The following is a 16,692-nucleotide window of genomic DNA, read 5'->3' on the forward strand; positions in this document are numbered from 1 at the left end:
AGTCAGGAAGCACAGAGATGACCGACGAACCGAAGACCAGCGGGACCACCCCAAAGCCCGCCGAGCTGCGCAAACGCGCGGCGGGAGCACGCAAGGACGTGGGACGGGCCGCCGAGGCGGCCACGGAAAAGGCGGACGTGCGGTCCCGCGTCCAGGACCGGGCCACCGCCCTGAAAGGGCAGGCGAAGGAGACGGCCACCCAGGTCAAGGCCCAGACCCAGGACAAGACCGGCCAGGCGCTGCGGGCGGCCGAAGAGCGCATCCCCCAACCGGTCTGGGTGAAGGTCGTCCGGGCGGCGCAGGCCGTCCGCCGCAACCGCGGCCGGATCCTCGCCGGAGCGCTCGGCGGAGCCGCCGCGCTCGCGGTGCTCCGCCGGGTCCGCTCACGCCGCTGACCCTTCGCACCGCGGGGCGGGCCCCGCGCACGGCGCCCGTCGCCGCCCGCCGGGTCCCGGCGGGCCGCACCCGCACCCGCGCCCCGGCCAAGCGCCAGGGCCGGGACCCGGGGGCGCTCCGCGGCCGGAGTAGGGTGTGCCGCAGCCGGCGAATGGAGTGGGAATGCCCGTGCCCGAGACCGTGCCCGACGACGTCACCCGAGCCGTCCTCGACGGCCCGCCCGACAAGGTCTTCGACCTGCTGACCCAGGGGCGCTGGTGGAAGGAGTGGCACGTCAGCAGCACCGGTGTCGGCGGCGTCACCGAGCGCCCCTACCTGCTGGGCGACCTCGTCCAGGAGACCGGCGAGGTCAACGGGCAGCACTTCACCCTCAGCTGGCGGGTGGTGGAGCACGTGCGGCCGTCGCGCGTCGTGCTCCACGAGGAGAACCTCGACGCCTACCTCGTCTACGCCTTCGAGGAGGACGCCGACGGCCGCACCCGCTACTCCCGCGCCTCCCACCTCGACAACGCCGATCGCCTGCGCGGCCTCGGGCACGACCCCGAGGCGCTGCGGCGCGACACCGCCGCGGCCAGCGCCGCGAGCATCACGCGGCTCGAGGACCACATCAACGGGATCCTCGCCGCCGAGCACCGGGACATGCACGCCGGGTGACCCGCCGCCGCGGGCGGGGCCGCCCGCGGCGCGTCAGCCGCCCGCGGCGGCGGGACCGGGTCCGGGGCGGGTCCAGCGGTAGAGGCGCTCCGGGCGGCCGGTGGCGCCGTAGCGGGGGCGCACCTCGGCCTTGCCCCGGTCCACCAGGTACTCCAGGTAGCGGCGGGCGCTCACCCGGGAGAGGCCCACCTCCGCGGCGCACTGCGACGCCGACAGCTCGCCGTCCGCCGCGCGCAGGATCTCCTCGATGACCTGGCAGGTGCGGGCGGTGAGCCCCTTGGGCAGCGCCTCCGTGCCGCGGCCCACCCCGAACACCCGGTCGACGTCGGACTGGCCGAACTGCACGGTGCTCGACAGGCGCCGGTGCGCCTGCCGGTAGAGGGTCAGCCGCTCCCACAGCGCCTCGGGGGTGAACGGCTTGATCAGGTAGTGCACGACACCGCCGCGCATCGCCGCGCGGATCGTCTCGGCGTCGCGCGACGCGGTCACGGCGATCACGTCGACCGCCGCGCCGGGGAGCCCGCGGAAGCGGCGCAGGACCTCCAGGCCGGAGATGTCGGGCAGGTAGATGTCCAGCAGGACCAGGTCAGGGCGCAGCCGCTCGGCGACGCGCAGCGCGCTCTCGCCGTTGTACGCCTGGCCGACCACCGTGTACCCGCCGGCCTGGTCGACCAGGCCCTGGTTCACGCGGGCCACCATGAAGTCGTCGTCGACGACCAGCACCCGGATGTCGTTCATCGGTCGGCCGCCTCCCTGGCCTCGAGGTCCGCGCCGGCTTCGCGCGCGGCGGGGCCGGCCGCGGGCAGCCGCGCGGTGAACAGCGCCCCGCCGCTGCTGCGCACCGCCACCGAGCCGTTCCGGCGGCGGCAGATCAGCCGGACGATGGCGAGGCCGAGCCCGCGCGGGTCGGCGCCCGGCGCCGCCTTCGTGCTGAAGCCCAGTTGGAAGATCGCCCCGGCCAGGTCCTCGCTGACGCCCGGGCCGTCGTCGCCGACGGACAGGACGACGTCGTCGGCGTCGTGCTCCGCGCGCACGGTGACGGTGCCGCCGCCGCCCGGCCGCAGCGCGTCGAAGGCGTTGTCGATCAGGTTGCCCGCGATGGTGACGAGGTCGACGGAGAGTTCCGGGTCGATCTCGCCGATGCGGGTCTCGGGGTGGACGACGAACGCGACCCCCCGTTCCGCCGCCGTCGCGGCCTTCGCGATGAACAGGGCGGCGAGCGCGTGGTCGGCCACCGCCCCGGTGATCTCGCCGCTGAGGCGCTCGCGCGCGACGACGGTCCTGGCGATGTAGGTCGCCGCCTCGTCGAACTCGCGGAGCGCGATCAGCCCGCTGATGGTGTGCATGCGGTTGTCGAACTCGTGGGTCTGGGCGCGGAGCGCGTCTGTGGTGTGCCGGGTGACGTCCAGTTCCCGGCGGAGCTGCACCAGCTCGGTGCGGTCGCGCAGGGTCGCCACCGAGCCGATGCGGGCGCCGCCGGTGGTCATGGGCATCCGGTTGAGGGTCAGGACCCGGTCGGGCAGCAGCACCACCTGCTCCTCGCCCTCCCCGCCGCCGGCGAGGACGTCGTGCAGCGGGGCGTCGAGCCCCAGGTCGGCGAGGCGGCGGCCGAGGCAGTCGGGCGGCAGCCCGAGCAGGGCGACGGCCTGCCGGTTCGCCAGGGTGACCCGGTTGTCGAGGTCCAGTCCGAGGACGCCCTCCTTGACCCCGTGCAGCATGGCCTCGCGCTGCTGCACTGTCGCGGCGATCTGCCGCGGCTCCATGCCCATCGTCTGGCGTTTGACCCGGCGGGCCAGCAGCAGCGAGCCGATCGCGCCCAGCCCGCCCGCGATCCCCAGGTAGCCGAGCAGGTAGGGCGCGACGGCGTCGAGGTTGACCCACCAGTACGGGTAGTCCTCGCGGACGGCGATGATCCCGACCTGCTCCCCCAGGTCGTTGAAGACGGGCACGTGGGCGCTGAGCGCCGGGCGGTACTCGCCCGGCTCCCACGGCTCCGACACCGAGTGCCCGATCCAGGAGCGCCCGGTGAGCGCGGTGCTGGTGCCCATGGGCATCCGCCGCCCGAGGTCGTCGGGGTCGTGCGAGGTCAGGATCAGGCCGCCCTCGTCGGCGACGGAGATCTGGGTCAGTCCGCTGACGTCGCGGGTGTTGGCGGCCGTGCTGCTCAGCGGCGACACCAGGCGGCGATCGAGTGCGTAGCGGACCGCGGGCAGGGCGGCCATGCTCTCGGCGATCGACTGGAGCCGGCGCCCCTCGGCGTCCTCGAACCGGCGCTGCGCCTGCTGGATCGACAGGGCGGCCACGGCGGCGAGGACCACCACCATGATGGCGAGCTGGAACCCGAGGAACTGGGTCGCCAGCGGCCAGTGGTGCCACGGCGGCACCACTGCCCCCGCCCTCCTGCGCCGCCAGGCATATCCCATAGGGCGATCGTCACATGGGCGGCCCCGCGGCGGCAGGCCTGGGAGCGATCGTCAACGCTCTTGTTATGACCACAATGTCCGAAAGGTTCACTGCGTCCGAAAACGTGATGCACAGCACATGAACATCGAGGATGGCGGCACCCCCCGGGACCCTGGTGACGCGGGGCTCCCGGCCCGCCCCACGGACGAAGGACGACCATGCGCACGCCACCCCGTCTGCTCACCGCCTGCGCCGCAGTGCTCGTCGCCACGACCGCCCTCACCGGGTGCGGCCCGCAGGGCGGCCCCTCCGCAGGCGGCGCCCCCGTATCCGGACTGCGCATCATGGTGCCCAACACGCCCGGCGGCGGGTACGACATCACCGCGCGCAGCGCGTCGCGCGCCCTGGAGGACTCGAAGCTCGCCCGCAACGTCGAGGTGTTCAACCTGCCCGGCGCCGGCGGCACCGTGGGCCTCGGGCGCACCGTCAGCGAAAAGGGCAACGGCAAACTGCTCATGAGCATGGGCCTCGGCGTCGTGGGCGCCTCCTTCACCAACAAGTCCAAGGCCACGCTCGACCAGACGACCCCGATCGCGCGGCTGACCGAGGAGCCGGACGTGATCGTCGTCCCCAAGGGCTCCAAGTACGACACCATCGGCGAGCTCGTCAAGGACTGGAAGGCCGACCCCGGCAAGGTGCCGGTGGGCGGCGGCTCGTCGCCCGGCGGGCCCGACCACCTCGCTCCGATGCTGACCGCCGAGGCGGCCGGCATCGAACCCAAGGACGTCAACTACGTCCCCTACGACGGCGGAGGGGAGCTGCTCGCCGCCGTCCTCGGCGAGCAGGTCTCCTTCGGCGTATCGGGCGCGTCGGAGTTCGTCGACCAGATCGAATCCGGTGAGCTGCGCGTCCTCGCCGTCACGAGCGCGGAGCCGGTCAAGGGGCTCGACGCGCCCACCCTCAAGGAGGAGGGGCTCGACGTGGACTTCGTCAACTGGCGCGGCCTCGTCGCACCCCCCGGGCTCGACAAGGCCGAGCAGCAGGAGCTGACCGACCTGGTCCAGGAACTGCACGACAGCAAGGAGTGGAAGGACACGCTGAAGACCAACCGCTGGACCGACGCCTACCTCCCCGGCAAGGAGTTCGGCACCTTCCTCGGCGAGGAGACCGACCGCGTCGACTCCGTCCTGACCGACCTGGGGCTCGCATGAGCGACGCCGGGGCTCCCCCCGCCGCCCCCGCGCCGGGCCGGTCGTCGCACCGGACCCTGCGCGGGCGCGCCGAACTCGGCGTGTGCGCGTTCCTCTACCTGCTCGCCGCTGTCGTCCTCTACGACGCGGCCTCCCTCGGCTCGGACTTCACCCAGCGCGGCCCCGTCGGCCCCGCCGCGGTGCCCACCGCGGTGGGGATCCTGCTGATCGCCGTCGCCACGCTGCTCACGGTCGACGTGCTGCGCGGCGGCCGCGGCGCGCCAGAGGACAGCGAGGACGTCGACCCCGACGCGCCCAGCGACTGGCGCACGCTCGCCCTACTGGCGGGGGCGTTCCTGACCAACGTGGTGCTGCTCGACGTCGCCGGCTGGATCATCTCCGGCGCCCTGCTGTTCTGGGGCGCCGCCTTCGCCCTGGGCAGCAGGCACTGGATCCGCGACCCGCTGATCGCCTTCGCCATGTCCACCGGCAGCTACCTGCTGTTCAGCGCGCTCGGCATCTGGCTGCCGGCCGGACCGTTCGCATCGGGGGTGTGACGCGATGGACGCCCTCGTCGACCTGCTCGGCGGGTTCGCCACCGCGCTGACCCCGGTGAACCTGCTCTACGCGCTGATCGGCGTCGCCCTGGGCACCGCCATCGGCGTCCTGCCCGGCATCGGGCCGGCCATGGCGGTCGCCCTGCTGCTGCCCATCACCTACGGCCTGGACCCGGTCGGCGCGTTCATCATGTTCGCCGGCATCTACTACGGCGGCATGTACGGCGGGTCCACCACATCGATCCTGATCAACACGCCCGGCGAGTCGTCCTCGGTCATGACCGCCGTCGAAGGCAACAAGATGGCCAAGCGGGGCCGGGCCGCCCAGGCGCTGGCGACGGCGGCGATCGGGTCGTTCATCGCGGGCAGCATCGGCACCGCCCTGCTGGTGCTGTTCGCCCCGGTGATGGTCGCGCTCGCGCTGACCTTCGGCGCCGACGACTACTTCGCCGTGATGCTGCTGGCGTTCGTCGCGGCGTGCTCGGTCCTCGGCTCCTCCGCCATCCGGGGGTTCGCGTCGCTGGGGATCGGGCTGTCCATCGGCCTCGTCGGACTGGACCCGACCACCGGGCAGAACCGCCTCAGTTACGGGATCCCGCAGCTCGCCGACGGGATCGACGTCGTCATCGTCGCCGTGGGCGTCTTCGCGGTCGGCGAAGCCCTGTGGGTGGCCTCCCGGCTGCGCCGAACCCCCGCGGCAGTGGTCGGCGTGGGCCGGGTGTGGATGGGGCGCGCGGACTGGCGCCGGTCCTGGAAGCCGTGGCTGCGCGGCAGCTTCCTCGGCTTCCCGTTCGGCGCGCTGCCCGCCGGCGGGTCGGAGCTGCCCACGTTCCTGTCGTACATCCTGGAACGCCGCCTCTCCAAGCACCCCGAGGAGTTCGGCCACGGCGCCATCGAGGGCGTCGCCGGGCCGGAGGCCACGAACAACTCCTCCGCCGCCGGGGTGATGGTGCCGCTGCTGGCGCTGGGGCTGCCCACGACAGCGGTCTCCGCGGTGATGCTCAGCGCGTTCCAGCAGTACGGCCTGCAACCTGGGCCGCTGCTGTTCGAGCGCGAACCCGAGCTGGTGTGGGGGCTGATCGCCAGCCTGTTCATCGGCAACGCGATGCTGCTCGTCCTCAACCTGCCGCTGGCGCCGCTGTGGGCGAAGCTCCTGCACATCCCGCGGCCCTACCTGTACGCCGGGATCCTGTTCTTCGCCAGCGTGGGCATGTACGCGGTGAACGCCTCGGCGCTGGACCTGCTGCTCCTGCTGCTGCTCGGCGCGCTCGGCTTCATGATGCGGCGCTTCGGGCTGCCCGTCATCCCGCTCATCGTCGGGTCGATCCTGGGCCCCATGGCGGAACTGCAACTGCGCCGGGCCCTCCAGCTCAGCGACGGCGCCCTCACCGGCCTGGTGACCTCCCCGCTCAGCATCGGGGTCTATGCGGTCATCGCCCTCATCCTGCTGTGGCCGGCGGGCCGGGCCCTGCTCCGGGCGCGCCGCCCGCGGTCGGGCGGCGGCCCGGAGCGGCGGACGGAGCCCGCCGACTCCTGAGCGCGCCGAACCGACCCGGCCCGCTGACCGCACCGAACCGCACCCGCTCCGCACCGCGCGCCGCTGCCCGCGGCGGCCGCGCGGAGCGGGGCCGCCGCGGGCAGCGGGCCGGGATCAGGCGTAGACCGCGTCGTGGAAGCGGTCCTCCGCGTGCAGCATCGCCGTGAACCAGTGGTGCACGTCGCCGTCGGAGACGTCGCCGCCCAGCGCGTCGACCTCGGCCCGCAGGAACGCGACCTGGTCGGTGAACGGGGGGCGCGCGTGCAGCTCGATCCACTCCTGCACCGCGTCCGGGCGCGCGGCCGGCACGTCGACGGCCCGCGCGCACCACGTGGCGTACAGGTGCTCGGCGGCGAACAGCGAGGTGACGATGGCGGGGTAGCCCTGCTCGGCCGCCCGCAGCGCGGTCTCCGACAGGGGCGCCGCCCGGCGCAGGCAGGCCGCGGCGTCCTCGGCCGGAACGGGCCGGTCCCGGCGCACCTCCGCGAAGTAGTCGCTCTGCTCGGTGACCAGGCCGTGCAGCGAGGCGGCGTGGCCGGTCACGGCGCGCCACCCCGGCGCGTGCCGGACGGCGGCGCCGAGGATCCGCGCCGCCGTGTGCACGAACCCCTCCTCGATCAGCAGGTACCGGGCGAAGGACGGCGGGTCGAGGGTGCCCGCCGTGGCCTCCTCGACCAGCCGGACCCGCGCGGACGCCGTGAGCGCGTCGCCCGCCCCCGCCAGCAGCCGCTCGCTGCGCGAGCCCGCCATCAGTTCGCGACCCAGCGCACGAGGCCGTCGAAGAGGCGGCCGTAGCCCGCCCACTCCTCGCAGAACGCCGGCGGCGCCCAGTGCGGCGAGCAGTCGGAGGTGAACACCGCGGCGCGGCCGCCGCCGTGCCCGCCGACCACGACCAGCGGGTCGCCGTTGACGGTCGCGAGGGTCGCCGCGCCGTCCTTGGCGCGCACCCTGTTGTAGCCGAGCAGGTGCGGCCAGTCCTCCCCCGCGCCGCCGAGCGCGGCGTGCGCGGCGTCGGCCACCGCGGGGACGGCGCCGGCGGGCAGCTCCACCCGGTCGTCGTCGGGCAGCAGCTCCACGGGCAGGACGTCGGCGAGCGGGGTCTGGCGGAACGCCGCCTTCGCCTCGAACCCGGTGAAGGACAGGTAGCCGCCGATCATGATCAGGGCGCCGCCCGCGGCCACCCAGTCGGCGAGCGCCGCCAGCCGGTCGTCGCCGCGCTCGGAGCGGTCGAACACGGCGGGGGCGAGCTGGATGGAGTTGGCCCCGATGTCGGACAGGATGACGACGTCGTAGCCCGACAGCGCCGCGGCGTCGCCGGGGAACGCGGATGGGACGAGGTGCGCCGGCAGGTGCTCGACCGTGTGCCCCGCGGCGGTCAGCGCGTCGCGCAGCGGCCCGACGCCTTCGACGTAGGAGTGCACAGTGAAGGAGTCGACCCCTTTGACGTGGGTCGACGCGGTCATCCAACTCTCGCCGGCGATGAGGACTCTGCTCATGTCGGCTCCTTTCGCAACGGTTGTGGTGCTGGTCCTGCGGGCGCACGGCCGCGGGTGCGCGTGCGGGGGCGGCGGCGCCCTGCACGCGGCGCCCGGGCTCACCCGGTGCCGCCGTCCGCGAGGGTGAAGAGGGTGCCGGGGTTCTCCGCGAGGAGCCGGCGGACCTGGGACTCCGGTACCCCGAGCCCGGTGAGGCGGTCGGCGAACAGGACGGGGACGTAGCCGAACCCGTTGCCGCCGTAGCGGGTGAGCATGCTCTTCAGGAAGACGTCGTGGCTGAGCAGCAGCCGGCCGGCGTGCCCGTCGCGGATCAGCGCGGCGACCGCCGCCGCGGTGTCGCCCGGCGCGGGCGACTGGCCCTCGCCGGGGTAGCGGAAGGGCATCCCGATCATGTCGAACTCCAGCCACACCCCCCGGTCGGCCACCGCACGCTGGTAGTCGGCGTCGGCCCCGGAGGGGTCCATGTGGCACAGGACGACCGCGCCGGGGTCGACCCCCTGCTCGTCGAGGACGATCTCCAGCACCTCGAAGGCGCGCCGCTGCCACCCGGGGAGGTGCACGAACAGCGGCACCCCCACCTCGCGCTGGGCCGCGCACGCCGCGCGCAGCGCGGTGCGCTCGGCGGCGGTGAAGTCGGGCGACACCCCGATCTCGCCGATGACGCCGGGGACGACCGCGCCGGGGTCCGCGGGGCGGAACTCGGCGACGAGCTCGCCGGTGAGCGCGTCGGCCCCCGCCCCGGCCAGGTGCGGCGGGTGGAACCGCTCCAGGTACCACCCGGACCCCATGACCACGTTGAGCCCGGTGCGCTCGGCGATCGCGCGCAGCGCCCGCGGGTCGCGCCCGATGCCGGGCGGGGTGAGGTCGATGACGCTGCGGCCCCCTGCCGCGGCGAAGCCCCGCAGGTCCGCCGCCATGGCGTCGGCGTCGTCCAGGACGCAGTGGTCGCGGCAGGCGTACGGCTGCTCGCGCAGCAGCCAGGCGACCTCGGCCGACACCGGCGCGTCGGCGAGGAACGCCAGGTCCGGCCGGGTGGGCGGCACCACGGCGGCGCGCAGGTCGTTGGCCAGGTGCTCGTGCGGGAGGGTGAGCCCGAGCGCGTCGGCGGGCACGGTCCCGGTGACCGTCCGCACCAGGGTCATGACCCCCTCCGCAGCAGCCGCGCCCCCAGCTCGGCCATGTCGCGGCCGCGCAGGTTGATCCAGATCGCGAGGATGAGGACGCAGCCCGTGACGATCGGGGTGAGGAACGGGCTCATCCCGAGCAGGGTCAGCCCGTTGGCGATGGCACCGGTGATGACGGCGCCGATCAGCGTGCCGACGATGGTGCCGCGGCCGCCGAAGAGGTCCGTCCCGCCCAGGACCACCGCCGCGATGACGACCAGCTCGAAGCCCTGCGCCGAGTTGGCCGACCCGGAACCCAGCCGCGCCGCGATGAGCAGCCCCGCGACCCCCGCGGCGCTGCCGGACAGCACCAGGGCGAGCATCTTCACCCGCCGGGTGTTGACCCCGGCCCGGCGCACCGACTCCTCCTGGGAGCCGATCCCGGTGATGTACTGGCCGAAGCGGGTCGTGTACAGCAGCACCGCCCCGGCGACCGCGACGACGAGCGCGATCCACGCCGACGCCGAGAACCCGAGGAAGCTCGCGTCGCCGATCCGGGCCAGGAACAGCCGGTTGTCGATGGGCACCGAGAACCCCTCGGTGCGCAGCAGCGCGATCCCGCGGATCACCGACATCGTCGCCAGCGTCACGACGAACGGCGGGATGCGGTGGTAGGCGGCGAACCAGCCGTTCACCAGCCCCCAGAACGCGCCGGCCGCGATGCCGATGGGGATGACCAGCGCGGAGTCCAGCCCGGCGGCGAGCAGTTCGGCGCTGGTCGCGGCGACGAACGCCACCGTGGAACCCACGGACAGGTCGATCTGGCCGGAGGTGATGACGAACGTCATCGCGACCCCGACCACGACCGCCGGGGCGATCTGGGTGGCGAGGTTGGACAGGTTGCCGAAGGTGAGGAAGGTCGGCGACGCGATCCCGAACGCCCCGAAGAGCACGACGATGACGCCGATCATGAGCAGGGTGGACTTGTTCGCGCGCTGCCACAGCACAGCGGGCGAGAGTCGCGGCGGCGCGGACCCGGCCGGGGCCGCGGTGTCGGTGCGGGCGGTCATGGCCGCTCCTCCTTCTGCGGGTCGGACCGGGTGATCATCGCGACCAGCTTCTCGATGTCCAGGTCGCCGATCGGCGCGTCGTCGACGCTGCGGCCCTCGTACATGACCGTGATGCGGTCGCAGACCCGGAACAGGTCCTGGAGGCGGTGGGTGATGAGGATGACGCCGACCCCGCGCGACGCGACGTCGCCGATGAGCCGGAGCACGGACTCGACCTCGGCGACCGCGAGCGCCGCCGTGGGCTCGTCGAGGATCAGCAGGTCCGGTTCGAGGGACACGGCGCGGGCGATGGCGACCGTCTGGCGCTGCCCGCCGGACAGCTGGCCGATCTCCTGGCGGGTCGAGCTGACCCGGACGTGCAGGTCGGCGAGGATCCGCGCGGACTCGGCGTGCATGGCGGCCCGGTCGATGAACGGGCCTTTGCGCGGCTCCCGCCCCAGGAACAGGTTCCCGGCGACGTCGATGGTGTCGCAGAGGGCGAGGTCCTGGTAGACGATCCCGATCCCCTCGCGCCGCGCGTCGGCGGGGCTGGACAGGCGGACCGTGCGCCCGTTGACGGCGATGTCGCCGGAGTCGTGCTGGAGCGCACCGGCGAGGATCTTCATCAGGGTGGACTTGCCCGCCCCGTTGTCGCCGACCAGGCCCAGGACCTCGCCCGCCCCGACGGTGAGGTCGACTCCGCTCAGCGACGTGACCGCCCCGAAGGACTTGCGGATCCCGCGCAGCTCGACCAGTGGTGGTTTCTCGGCCATGGTCACTTCTCCAGGTAGTAGAGGTAGTCCTGGACGTTCTCTGGTGTCACGATCTCGGTGGGGACCGGGATCTTCTTGTCGACGTCGGCGCCGCATGCCAGCCGGATCGCCGCGGCCATGGACCGGTGTCCGAACTCGAAGGTGTTCTGCTGGACGACCCCGCTGACCCAGCCCGCGCGCAGCCCGTCGACCGCCGGTTGGGACAGGTCCCAGCCGACCACCCGCACCGTTTCGGTGGCGCCCTGGCCGCGTACCGCGGCGGCGAGGCCGATCAGGGCGGGTTCGCCGGTGGCGTAGACGAAGCGGGCGTCGGGGTTGCCGGTGAGCAGGTTCTCCGCCGCGGTCTGGGCGTCCTCCTGGATGTTGCGGCCGTCCACGACCGTGCCGACCGACATCCCGCCGTCTTCGGCGGCCTCTGCGAAGCCCTTCTGCCGTTCGAGCTGGATGGTGCTGTTGAGCGCGCCGACGACGTCCACGCGGCCCTTGCCGCCGGACTCCTTCGCGAGGAAGTCGCCCATGTCGGCGCCCCCCGCGGCGTTGTCGGTGCCCACCTGGACGGACACGGCGGGGTCGTCGACGGTCGCGTCCACCGCCACGACGGGGACGCCGGCGGCGTCGGCGTCGCGGATCGCGGGCTTGATCCCCTCGGTGTCCACGGCGTCCACGATGATCGCGTCCACGTCCTTGGCGGCGAGGTTCGCGACGGCGTCGGCCTGGGTCACGGAGTCGTCGTCCCCGTTGACGACCTGGAGGCCGACGCCCGCCTCGTCGGCGACGCGCTTGGCTCCGCTGACGATCTGGTTGAAGAACAGCGCCTGGAGGTTGATGGGGACGAGCCCGATCCGCAGCGGCCGACCCTTGTCGTCGCACGCCTTGGGGATGTCGGTCGGCGCGGGCGGGCCCTGCGCCGCCGCCTCGGCCTCCTCGGCCTGCTGCTCGCGGACCGCGGTGTCGCAGCCGGTGGCGGCGACGGCCAGCAGCACTGCCAGTAACGCCGCTCCTGCTCGTGCTCTCATGGTGTGCTCCGTGTCGGCGGGACGCGGTCATCGGGTGCTTCGGGTGCCGGGGCGGGTGCTGCGTCGGGTGCTGCGGCGCCGCCCGCGAGGAGCGCGTCGACCTCGGCGCGCAGCGGTGCGCCCCGGGCGCCGGGGACGGTGCAGCTCAGGGCCGCCGCGACGGCGGCCGTGCGGGCCGCGTCGACCGGGTCGGCGCCCGCGTCGATCGCGGCGAGGTAGCAGCCGGCGAAGCAGTCGCCCGCGCCGGTCGCGTCGCTGGCGTCGACCGGCATCGCGGCGCCCCGCACCGATCCGCCGTCGGGCCGGGCGAGCCGCCAGCCGTCGGCGCCGTCGGTGGCGACCAGCACGGTCGCGTGCCGCCGGGCGAGCACGGCGGGGTCGCCGCCGGGCGCGCCGAACAGAGCGGCGAGTTGGGCGCGCCCCGCCGTCGCGTGGTCGGCGCGGTCGAGGGCGACCCGGGCGGCGGCGGGGTCCTCGCACCCGTCGAGGTCGACGAACACCCCGATGCGGTCGGCACCAGGGGTGGCGTCGAGGATGTCCGCCGCCTCCGGCCAACGGTATCCGTCGAGGTAGAGCCAGCCGCCGCCGGAGTCGGCGAGCCTGCGGACCCCCGCCGCCAGCCGCTCACCGTTGAGCGCGTCGTCCCTGCTGATGACGGCGCGCTCGCCGTCGGGGGTGACGAGGACGATGGCCGTGGGCACGGCGGTGTCGGTGTGGCACCAGCCGACGTCCACGCCCTCGGCGGACAGCGCCGCGAGGAACGCCCGGTCGACGGGCTCCGCCCCGACCGCGCCGCCGAACGCGGCCGTCGCGCCCATGCGGGCGGCGGCGACCGCGGCGTTGGCGCCCATGCCGCCGTGCCACTGGTCGATGGCGCCGGCGTGGACCCGGCCGCCGGCGTCGGGCAGCCGCGGGATCCGGGCCACGACGTCGACGTTGGCGTATCCGCAGAACAGGATCACGGGATGCCGGCCCCGGCGCGCTCGGCGGCGGTGGTGAGGGCGCGGACCCGCTGCGGGTCCACGCGCCCCCACCACCGGCCGTTGTCCTTGAGGGAGGACGCCACGATGACGCCGTCGCAGGCGGGCAGCAGCGTGCCGATGTTGTCCGCGGAGATGCCGGAGCCGATGATGACGGGGAGGCGGGTGTGCGCCTTGATCCCCTCGACCTCGTCGACGGACGCGGCGTCGCCGGTGCGCGACCCGGTCGCGATGAGCACGTCGGCGTCGAAGAACTCGGCGTCCTCGGTCTGCTCGGCCAGGCTCCGGTCGGCGACGATGGCGTGCGAGCCGTGCTTGACGTGCACGTCGGCGAACACGTGGACGCCCTCGGCGCCGATGCGGTGCCGGTAGCGGGTCGCGTGCGCCGCCTGCCCCTCGATGATCCCCTCGTTGGCGACGTAGGCGTTGGCCCACTGGTTGACCCGGACGAACCCGGCCCCCGCGGCCCATGCGGAGGCGATGGAGCACTCGGCGGCGTTGGAGAGCACGCTCACCCCCACCCCTCCGGCGGCGGACTCGCGGACACGCGCGGTGACGACGGCCATCGCCGCCGCGGTCTCGTACCCGTGCTCGCCCGGCTTGAGGAACGGGATGTCCCAGTGGTTCTCCACGATGACGCCGTGGCAACCGTTTGCCAGGTAGGCGGTCGCCTCTTCGGCGGCGAAGCGGGCGATCTCGTTCATCGGCTGCCCCCGGTAGTGCGGGCTGCCCGGCAGCGGCGGCAGGTGCACCGCCCCGATGATCACGCCGGACGCCCCGAAGAGGGCGCGGATCGCATCGGGTTTCGGCGGGAAGACGCCGCCGTCGTCGGGCACACTCATGGAGATTCCCCCGGATGTAATCGATTGCCATAAATTTTCCCCAGAACCTACGGGTCCACGCTCGGTGCCGTCAATGCCTATGCTGGGAACCCGTGAGGGACCCGCCGCCGCGGCATGGAAAGGTGAAGGGCAATCGATTGCACCAAGTGACCATCGCGCTCGTCGCGGAACGGGCCGGCGTGTCCACGGCGACCGTGTCCCGCGCGCTCTCCGGTTCGCGCCCGGTCTCGGCCGAGTCCCGCCGCCGCGTCGACCGCGCCGCCCAGGAGCTCGGCTACTCCGGCAACTCCATCGCCAGCGCCCTGCGGCGCAGCCGCACCGACACGGTGGGCATGGTGGTGCCGAGCATCGCCAACCCGTTCTTCACCTCACTGGTGGAGAGCGTCGAGCACGCGCTGCACCAGGAGGGCATGCAGCTCCTGCTGTGCGACTCCCGCCAGGACCCCGCAATCGAGGGGGCGCACCTGAAGGCGCTCGCGGCGCGCCAGGTCGACGGCATCATCATCAGCCCCTGCCACGGCACCCGCAGCAGGGCCGCCATCGAGGCGACGATGGCGGCGACCCCCCTCGTCCAGCTCGACCGGCACGTGGCGGGGACCGACACCGACTGGGTCGGTGTCGACGACCATCAGGCGATGCGCCTGGTCATGGAGCACCTGGCCGAGCGCGGGGTCCGCTCGGCGGCCTTCATCAGCTCGACCCTCACCAACTCATCGACGGAGCTGCGGCTCTCCGGGTTCCGCACGCAGGCCGACCGGCTCGGCGTGGCGACCCGGGACGCGTGGATCCTGCTGGGCGAGTACTCCATGCAGTGGGGGCGCAGCGCGGCGAACGACCTGCTGGCGTCGGGCCCGCGCCCCGACGCGATCGTCTGCGCCGACGACCTCATCGCCCTCGGCGCGCTGCGCTCCTGCCGCGAGAACGGGGTCCGGGTACCGGACGACATCAAGGTCACCGGGTTCGACGACATCGACTTCTCGTCGCTGTTCGAGCCGGCCCTGACGACGATCGACCAGCCCCGCGAACGCATCGCGGCCGAGGCGGTGCGGCTCCTCGCCAACGCTGCGGAGACGGGCGGCACGGCCGCGCACATCGCGCTGGCCCCGGCGCTGCGGATCCGCGACAGCACCTGACCCGCGCAGGGCGCGCCGGGCCCCGCCGCGCCCTGCGGCGCGCGGCGCGGCCCGGGACCGCTGGCGCCGGTGCCGGTGCCGGTGCCGATGCCGATGCCGATGCTAGAGCTTGCGGGCGAGACCGCCGATCTCCCAGATGGGGTCGTCCGTCGCGGCCTCGGCGTCGGGGGCGGGGTGCCAGGTGCGGATGTCGACGAAGCCGGGCGCCACCGCTTCGAGGTCGGGCCGGTCGATGTAGGCGAGCGCCTCCGCCGGGGTCCGCACGCGGCCCCAGTGCCCGTGGGTGGCCTCCAGCACGATCCGGGTGAGGTCGTCGGCCGCGCGGGGCTCGGTGGAGACGATGTGGGAGTAGGCGATCGCGGAGCCGGAGGGCACCGCGTCGAGGATGCGCCCGATGAGGCCGCCGGGGTCGGGCTCGTCGGGGATGCAGTGGACCAGCGCGATGAGGAGCACGCCGACGGGCCGGGAGAAGTCGAGCATCCGCTGGGTGTCGGGGCCGTTGATGATGGCATCGGGGTCGCTGATGTCGGCCGTCGCCACGGTCGTGCGGTCGTTGTCGGCGAGGAGCGCGCGGCCGTGGGTCAGCACCACCGGGTCGTTGTCGACGTAGACGACGCGCGCCTTGGGGTTGATGCCCTGGGCGACCTGGTGGGTGTTCTGCACCGTGGGCAGCCCCGAGCCGATGTCGAGGAACTGGTCGAGGCCCAATTCGGCCGTCATGTACGCGACCACGCGGGCCAGCCACGCGCGGTTGTAATGGGCGATGGGACGCAATTGCGGGGCGACGTCGAGAAAGGCGCGCCCGGCCCGCTGATCGGCCTCGAAATTGTCCTTGCCGTGCAGCATCCAGTCGTAGATGCGCGCGGTGGTGGGGGTTGTGACGTCGATGCTCGGAAAGCCGGGGTCGGGGGCGGGCGACACCGGAGATGATTCATGCTGGTTTTCGTCGCGATGCACCGTATGACCGCCTTTTCACGGGCCGAGGGAAGCGGAAGTGCAGCGTATAACACGATCACGCACCGAATAATTGGTACCCGTTTTTCCCGGTCCCGCCACGGAGCGCGGCCGTGTACCGCTACCCGTTGCGGGTCCGCTCGCGGAGGACGCCGGCCGGGCCCGGGCCGGGACCGGGGGCACCCGGGGGCGGTCGTGCGGCATATTGGGCGCCATGCCCGTATCGCTGCACCACATCGTCATCGACGCACACGACCTCCCCTCGCTCGCCCGGTTCTGGGCGCAGGCCCTGGGGTGGCGGATCCTCTCCGAACGCGAGCGCGAGGTGGTGATCGGCACCGACGTGAACGCGCCGGTCGGCATCTGCTTCATGCCCGTCTCCGACGCGAAGGCGGGCAAGAACCGCCTCCATTTCGACCTCACCTCGGGTGCGGCCGAGCGGGACGCGGAGATCGAGCGGCTGCTCGCCCTCGGCGCCCGGCGCGTCGACGTCGGGCAGACCGGTGCCGAATCGTGGACCGTGCTCGCCGACCCCGAGGGCAACGAGTTCTGCGTGGTCCGCCCCAAAGGGACGCTCATCGGTTAATGCCGCCGACCGCCCAGTGCGCG

The 16,692-nt window shown here is 73.6% G+C and carries 18 protein-coding genes; 7 read left to right on the forward strand and 11 right to left on the reverse strand.

Annotation, left to right across the window (positions count from 1 at the left end; all coding sequences use genetic code 11):
* Positions 1-17 precede the first annotated feature (17 nt).
* Together CLV63_RS02965 and CLV63_RS02970 are read left to right on the forward strand one after the other, a co-directional pair.
* Complete coding sequence (locus CLV63_RS02965) at positions 18-395, forward strand: hypothetical protein (protein ID WP_106581318.1); 378 nt, start codon at positions 18-20, stop codon at positions 393-395.
* A gap of 163 nt (positions 396-558) precedes the next feature.
* Positions 559-1,050, forward strand: coding sequence for an SRPBCC family protein (locus tag CLV63_RS02970; protein WP_106581319.1), 492 nt, complete (start codon positions 559-561; stop codon positions 1,048-1,050).
* Positions 1,051-1,083: 33 nt separating this feature from the next.
* On the opposite strand, the gene CLV63_RS02975 is transcribed toward CLV63_RS02970, so the two are convergent.
* Positions 1,084-1,788, reverse strand: coding sequence for a response regulator (locus CLV63_RS02975; RefSeq protein ID WP_106581320.1), 705 nt, complete (start codon positions 1,786-1,788; stop codon positions 1,084-1,086).
* Positions 1,785-3,437 (reverse strand): sensor histidine kinase, encoded by a 1,653-nt coding sequence (locus CLV63_RS02980; RefSeq protein WP_245928537.1) that lies wholly within the window; start codon positions 3,435-3,437, stop codon positions 1,785-1,787. Before CLV63_RS02980 ends, CLV63_RS02975 begins: the two co-directional genes overlap by 4 nt.
* Positions 3,438-3,671: 234 nt before the next feature.
* Here CLV63_RS02980 and CLV63_RS02985 point away from each other — a divergent pair, with 234 nt between their 5' ends.
* From CLV63_RS02985 to CLV63_RS02995, 3 genes are read left to right on the forward strand one after another with little or no spacing between them, the layout of a single operon-like run.
* Entirely contained in the window at positions 3,672-4,664 is a 993-nt protein-coding gene (locus tag CLV63_RS02985; protein WP_106581322.1) for a Bug family tripartite tricarboxylate transporter substrate binding protein, read from the forward strand.
* Positions 4,661-5,200 (forward strand): tripartite tricarboxylate transporter TctB family protein, encoded by a 540-nt coding sequence (locus CLV63_RS02990; RefSeq protein ID WP_106581323.1) that lies wholly within the window; start codon positions 4,661-4,663, stop codon positions 5,198-5,200. The genes CLV63_RS02985 and CLV63_RS02990 overlap by 4 nt, the downstream gene beginning before the upstream one ends.
* A 4-nt stretch (positions 5,201-5,204) precedes the next feature.
* On the forward strand, positions 5,205-6,737 hold the full coding sequence (locus CLV63_RS02995; RefSeq protein WP_106581324.1) for a tripartite tricarboxylate transporter permease: 1,533 nt from the start codon (positions 5,205-5,207) through the stop codon (positions 6,735-6,737).
* A gap of 114 nt (positions 6,738-6,851) precedes the next feature.
* Here the strand turns inward: CLV63_RS02995 and CLV63_RS03000 are convergent, their stop codons facing one another.
* The 8 genes from CLV63_RS03000 to CLV63_RS03035 all read right to left on the reverse strand — a co-directional run bounded on the left by CLV63_RS03000 (position 6,852) and on the right by CLV63_RS03035 (position 13,996).
* Entirely contained in the window at positions 6,852-7,487 is a 636-nt protein-coding gene (locus CLV63_RS03000; RefSeq protein WP_106581325.1) for a TenA family protein, read from the reverse strand.
* The gene (locus tag CLV63_RS03005) at positions 7,487-8,233 is read right to left on the reverse strand and encodes a glutamine amidotransferase (protein ID WP_106581326.1); all 747 of its coding nucleotides are present in this window, start codon (positions 8,231-8,233) and stop codon (positions 7,487-7,489) included. The genes CLV63_RS03000 and CLV63_RS03005 overlap by 1 nt, the downstream gene beginning before the upstream one ends.
* Before the next feature lie 98 nt (positions 8,234-8,331).
* A complete protein-coding gene (locus CLV63_RS03010) occupies positions 8,332-9,375 on the reverse strand; it encodes a phosphotriesterase family protein (protein ID WP_106581327.1) in 1,044 nt (347 codons plus the stop codon).
* Positions 9,372-10,406, reverse strand: coding sequence for an ABC transporter permease (locus CLV63_RS03015; protein WP_106581328.1), 1,035 nt, complete (start codon positions 10,404-10,406; stop codon positions 9,372-9,374). Before CLV63_RS03015 ends, CLV63_RS03010 begins: the two co-directional genes overlap by 4 nt.
* On the reverse strand, positions 10,403-11,158 hold the full coding sequence (locus tag CLV63_RS03020; protein ID WP_106581329.1) for an ATP-binding cassette domain-containing protein: 756 nt from the start codon (positions 11,156-11,158) through the stop codon (positions 10,403-10,405). Before CLV63_RS03020 ends, CLV63_RS03015 begins: the two co-directional genes overlap by 4 nt.
* A gap of 2 nt (positions 11,159-11,160) precedes the next feature.
* Positions 11,161-12,174 carry a substrate-binding domain-containing protein gene (locus CLV63_RS03025; RefSeq protein ID WP_106581330.1) on the reverse strand — a complete coding sequence of 338 codons (1,014 nt, stop codon included), beginning with the start codon at positions 12,172-12,174 and terminating at the stop codon, positions 11,161-11,163.
* Positions 12,171-13,136 carry a carbohydrate kinase family protein gene (locus tag CLV63_RS03030; RefSeq protein ID WP_106581331.1) on the reverse strand — a complete coding sequence of 322 codons (966 nt, stop codon included), beginning with the start codon at positions 13,134-13,136 and terminating at the stop codon, positions 12,171-12,173. Before CLV63_RS03030 ends, CLV63_RS03025 begins: the two co-directional genes overlap by 4 nt.
* The gene (locus tag CLV63_RS03035; RefSeq protein ID WP_106581332.1) at positions 13,133-13,996 is read right to left on the reverse strand and encodes a BtpA/SgcQ family protein; all 864 of its coding nucleotides are present in this window, start codon (positions 13,994-13,996) and stop codon (positions 13,133-13,135) included. Before CLV63_RS03035 ends, CLV63_RS03030 begins: the two co-directional genes overlap by 4 nt.
* Before the next feature lie 146 nt (positions 13,997-14,142).
* Here CLV63_RS03035 and CLV63_RS03040 point away from each other — a divergent pair, with 146 nt between their 5' ends.
* Complete coding sequence (locus tag CLV63_RS03040) at positions 14,143-15,129, forward strand: LacI family DNA-binding transcriptional regulator (protein WP_211301125.1); 987 nt, start codon at positions 14,143-14,145, stop codon at positions 15,127-15,129.
* A gap of 102 nt (positions 15,130-15,231) precedes the next feature.
* On the opposite strand, the gene CLV63_RS03045 is transcribed toward CLV63_RS03040, so the two are convergent.
* Positions 15,232-16,050 carry an SAM-dependent methyltransferase gene (locus CLV63_RS03045; RefSeq protein WP_106581334.1) on the reverse strand — a complete coding sequence of 273 codons (819 nt, stop codon included), beginning with the start codon at positions 16,048-16,050 and terminating at the stop codon, positions 15,232-15,234.
* Between the two features lie 247 nt (positions 16,051-16,297).
* On the opposite strand from CLV63_RS03045, the gene CLV63_RS03050 reads away from it, so the two are divergent.
* Positions 16,298-16,669: a VOC family protein gene (locus CLV63_RS03050; RefSeq protein WP_106581335.1), complete on the forward strand. Its 372-nt coding sequence runs from the start codon at positions 16,298-16,300 to the stop codon at positions 16,667-16,669.
* Positions 16,670-16,692 lie beyond the last annotated feature (23 nt).

Source organism: Murinocardiopsis flavida (assembly GCF_003014485.1).
Taxonomy (GTDB): Bacteria; Actinomycetota; Actinomycetes; order Streptosporangiales; family Streptosporangiaceae; genus Murinocardiopsis; species Murinocardiopsis flavida.

What these genes read in the sequence shown, in the direction of transcription:
- CLV63_RS02965 (WP_106581318.1), top strand. Translation starts at nt 18, where the DNA reads ATGACCGACGAACCGAAGACCAGCGGGACCACCCCAAAGCCCGCCGAG.
- CLV63_RS02970 (WP_106581319.1), top strand. Translation starts at nt 559, where the DNA reads ATGCCCGTGCCCGAGACCGTGCCCGACGACGTCACCCGAGCCGTCCTC.
- CLV63_RS02975 (WP_106581320.1), bottom strand. Translation starts at nt 1,788, where the DNA reads ATGAACGACATCCGGGTGCTGGTCGTCGACGACGACTTCATGGTGGCC.
- CLV63_RS02985 (WP_106581322.1), top strand. Translation starts at nt 3,672, where the DNA reads ATGCGCACGCCACCCCGTCTGCTCACCGCCTGCGCCGCAGTGCTCGTC.
- CLV63_RS02990 (WP_106581323.1), top strand. Translation starts at nt 4,661, where the DNA reads ATGAGCGACGCCGGGGCTCCCCCCGCCGCCCCCGCGCCGGGCCGGTCG.
- CLV63_RS02995 (WP_106581324.1), top strand. Translation starts at nt 5,205, where the DNA reads ATGGACGCCCTCGTCGACCTGCTCGGCGGGTTCGCCACCGCGCTGACC.
- CLV63_RS03000 (WP_106581325.1), bottom strand. Translation starts at nt 7,487, where the DNA reads ATGGCGGGCTCGCGCAGCGAGCGGCTGCTGGCGGGGGCGGGCGACGCG.
- CLV63_RS03005 (WP_106581326.1), bottom strand. Translation starts at nt 8,233, where the DNA reads ATGAGCAGAGTCCTCATCGCCGGCGAGAGTTGGATGACCGCGTCGACC.
- CLV63_RS03010 (WP_106581327.1), bottom strand. Translation starts at nt 9,375, where the DNA reads ATGACCCTGGTGCGGACGGTCACCGGGACCGTGCCCGCCGACGCGCTC.
- CLV63_RS03015 (WP_106581328.1), bottom strand. Translation starts at nt 10,406, where the DNA reads ATGACCGCCCGCACCGACACCGCGGCCCCGGCCGGGTCCGCGCCGCCG.
- CLV63_RS03020 (WP_106581329.1), bottom strand. Translation starts at nt 11,158, where the DNA reads ATGGCCGAGAAACCACCACTGGTCGAGCTGCGCGGGATCCGCAAGTCC.
- CLV63_RS03025 (WP_106581330.1), bottom strand. Translation starts at nt 12,174, where the DNA reads ATGAGAGCACGAGCAGGAGCGGCGTTACTGGCAGTGCTGCTGGCCGTC.
- CLV63_RS03035 (WP_106581332.1), bottom strand. Translation starts at nt 13,996, where the DNA reads ATGAGTGTGCCCGACGACGGCGGCGTCTTCCCGCCGAAACCCGATGCG.
- CLV63_RS03050 (WP_106581335.1), top strand. Translation starts at nt 16,298, where the DNA reads ATGCCCGTATCGCTGCACCACATCGTCATCGACGCACACGACCTCCCC.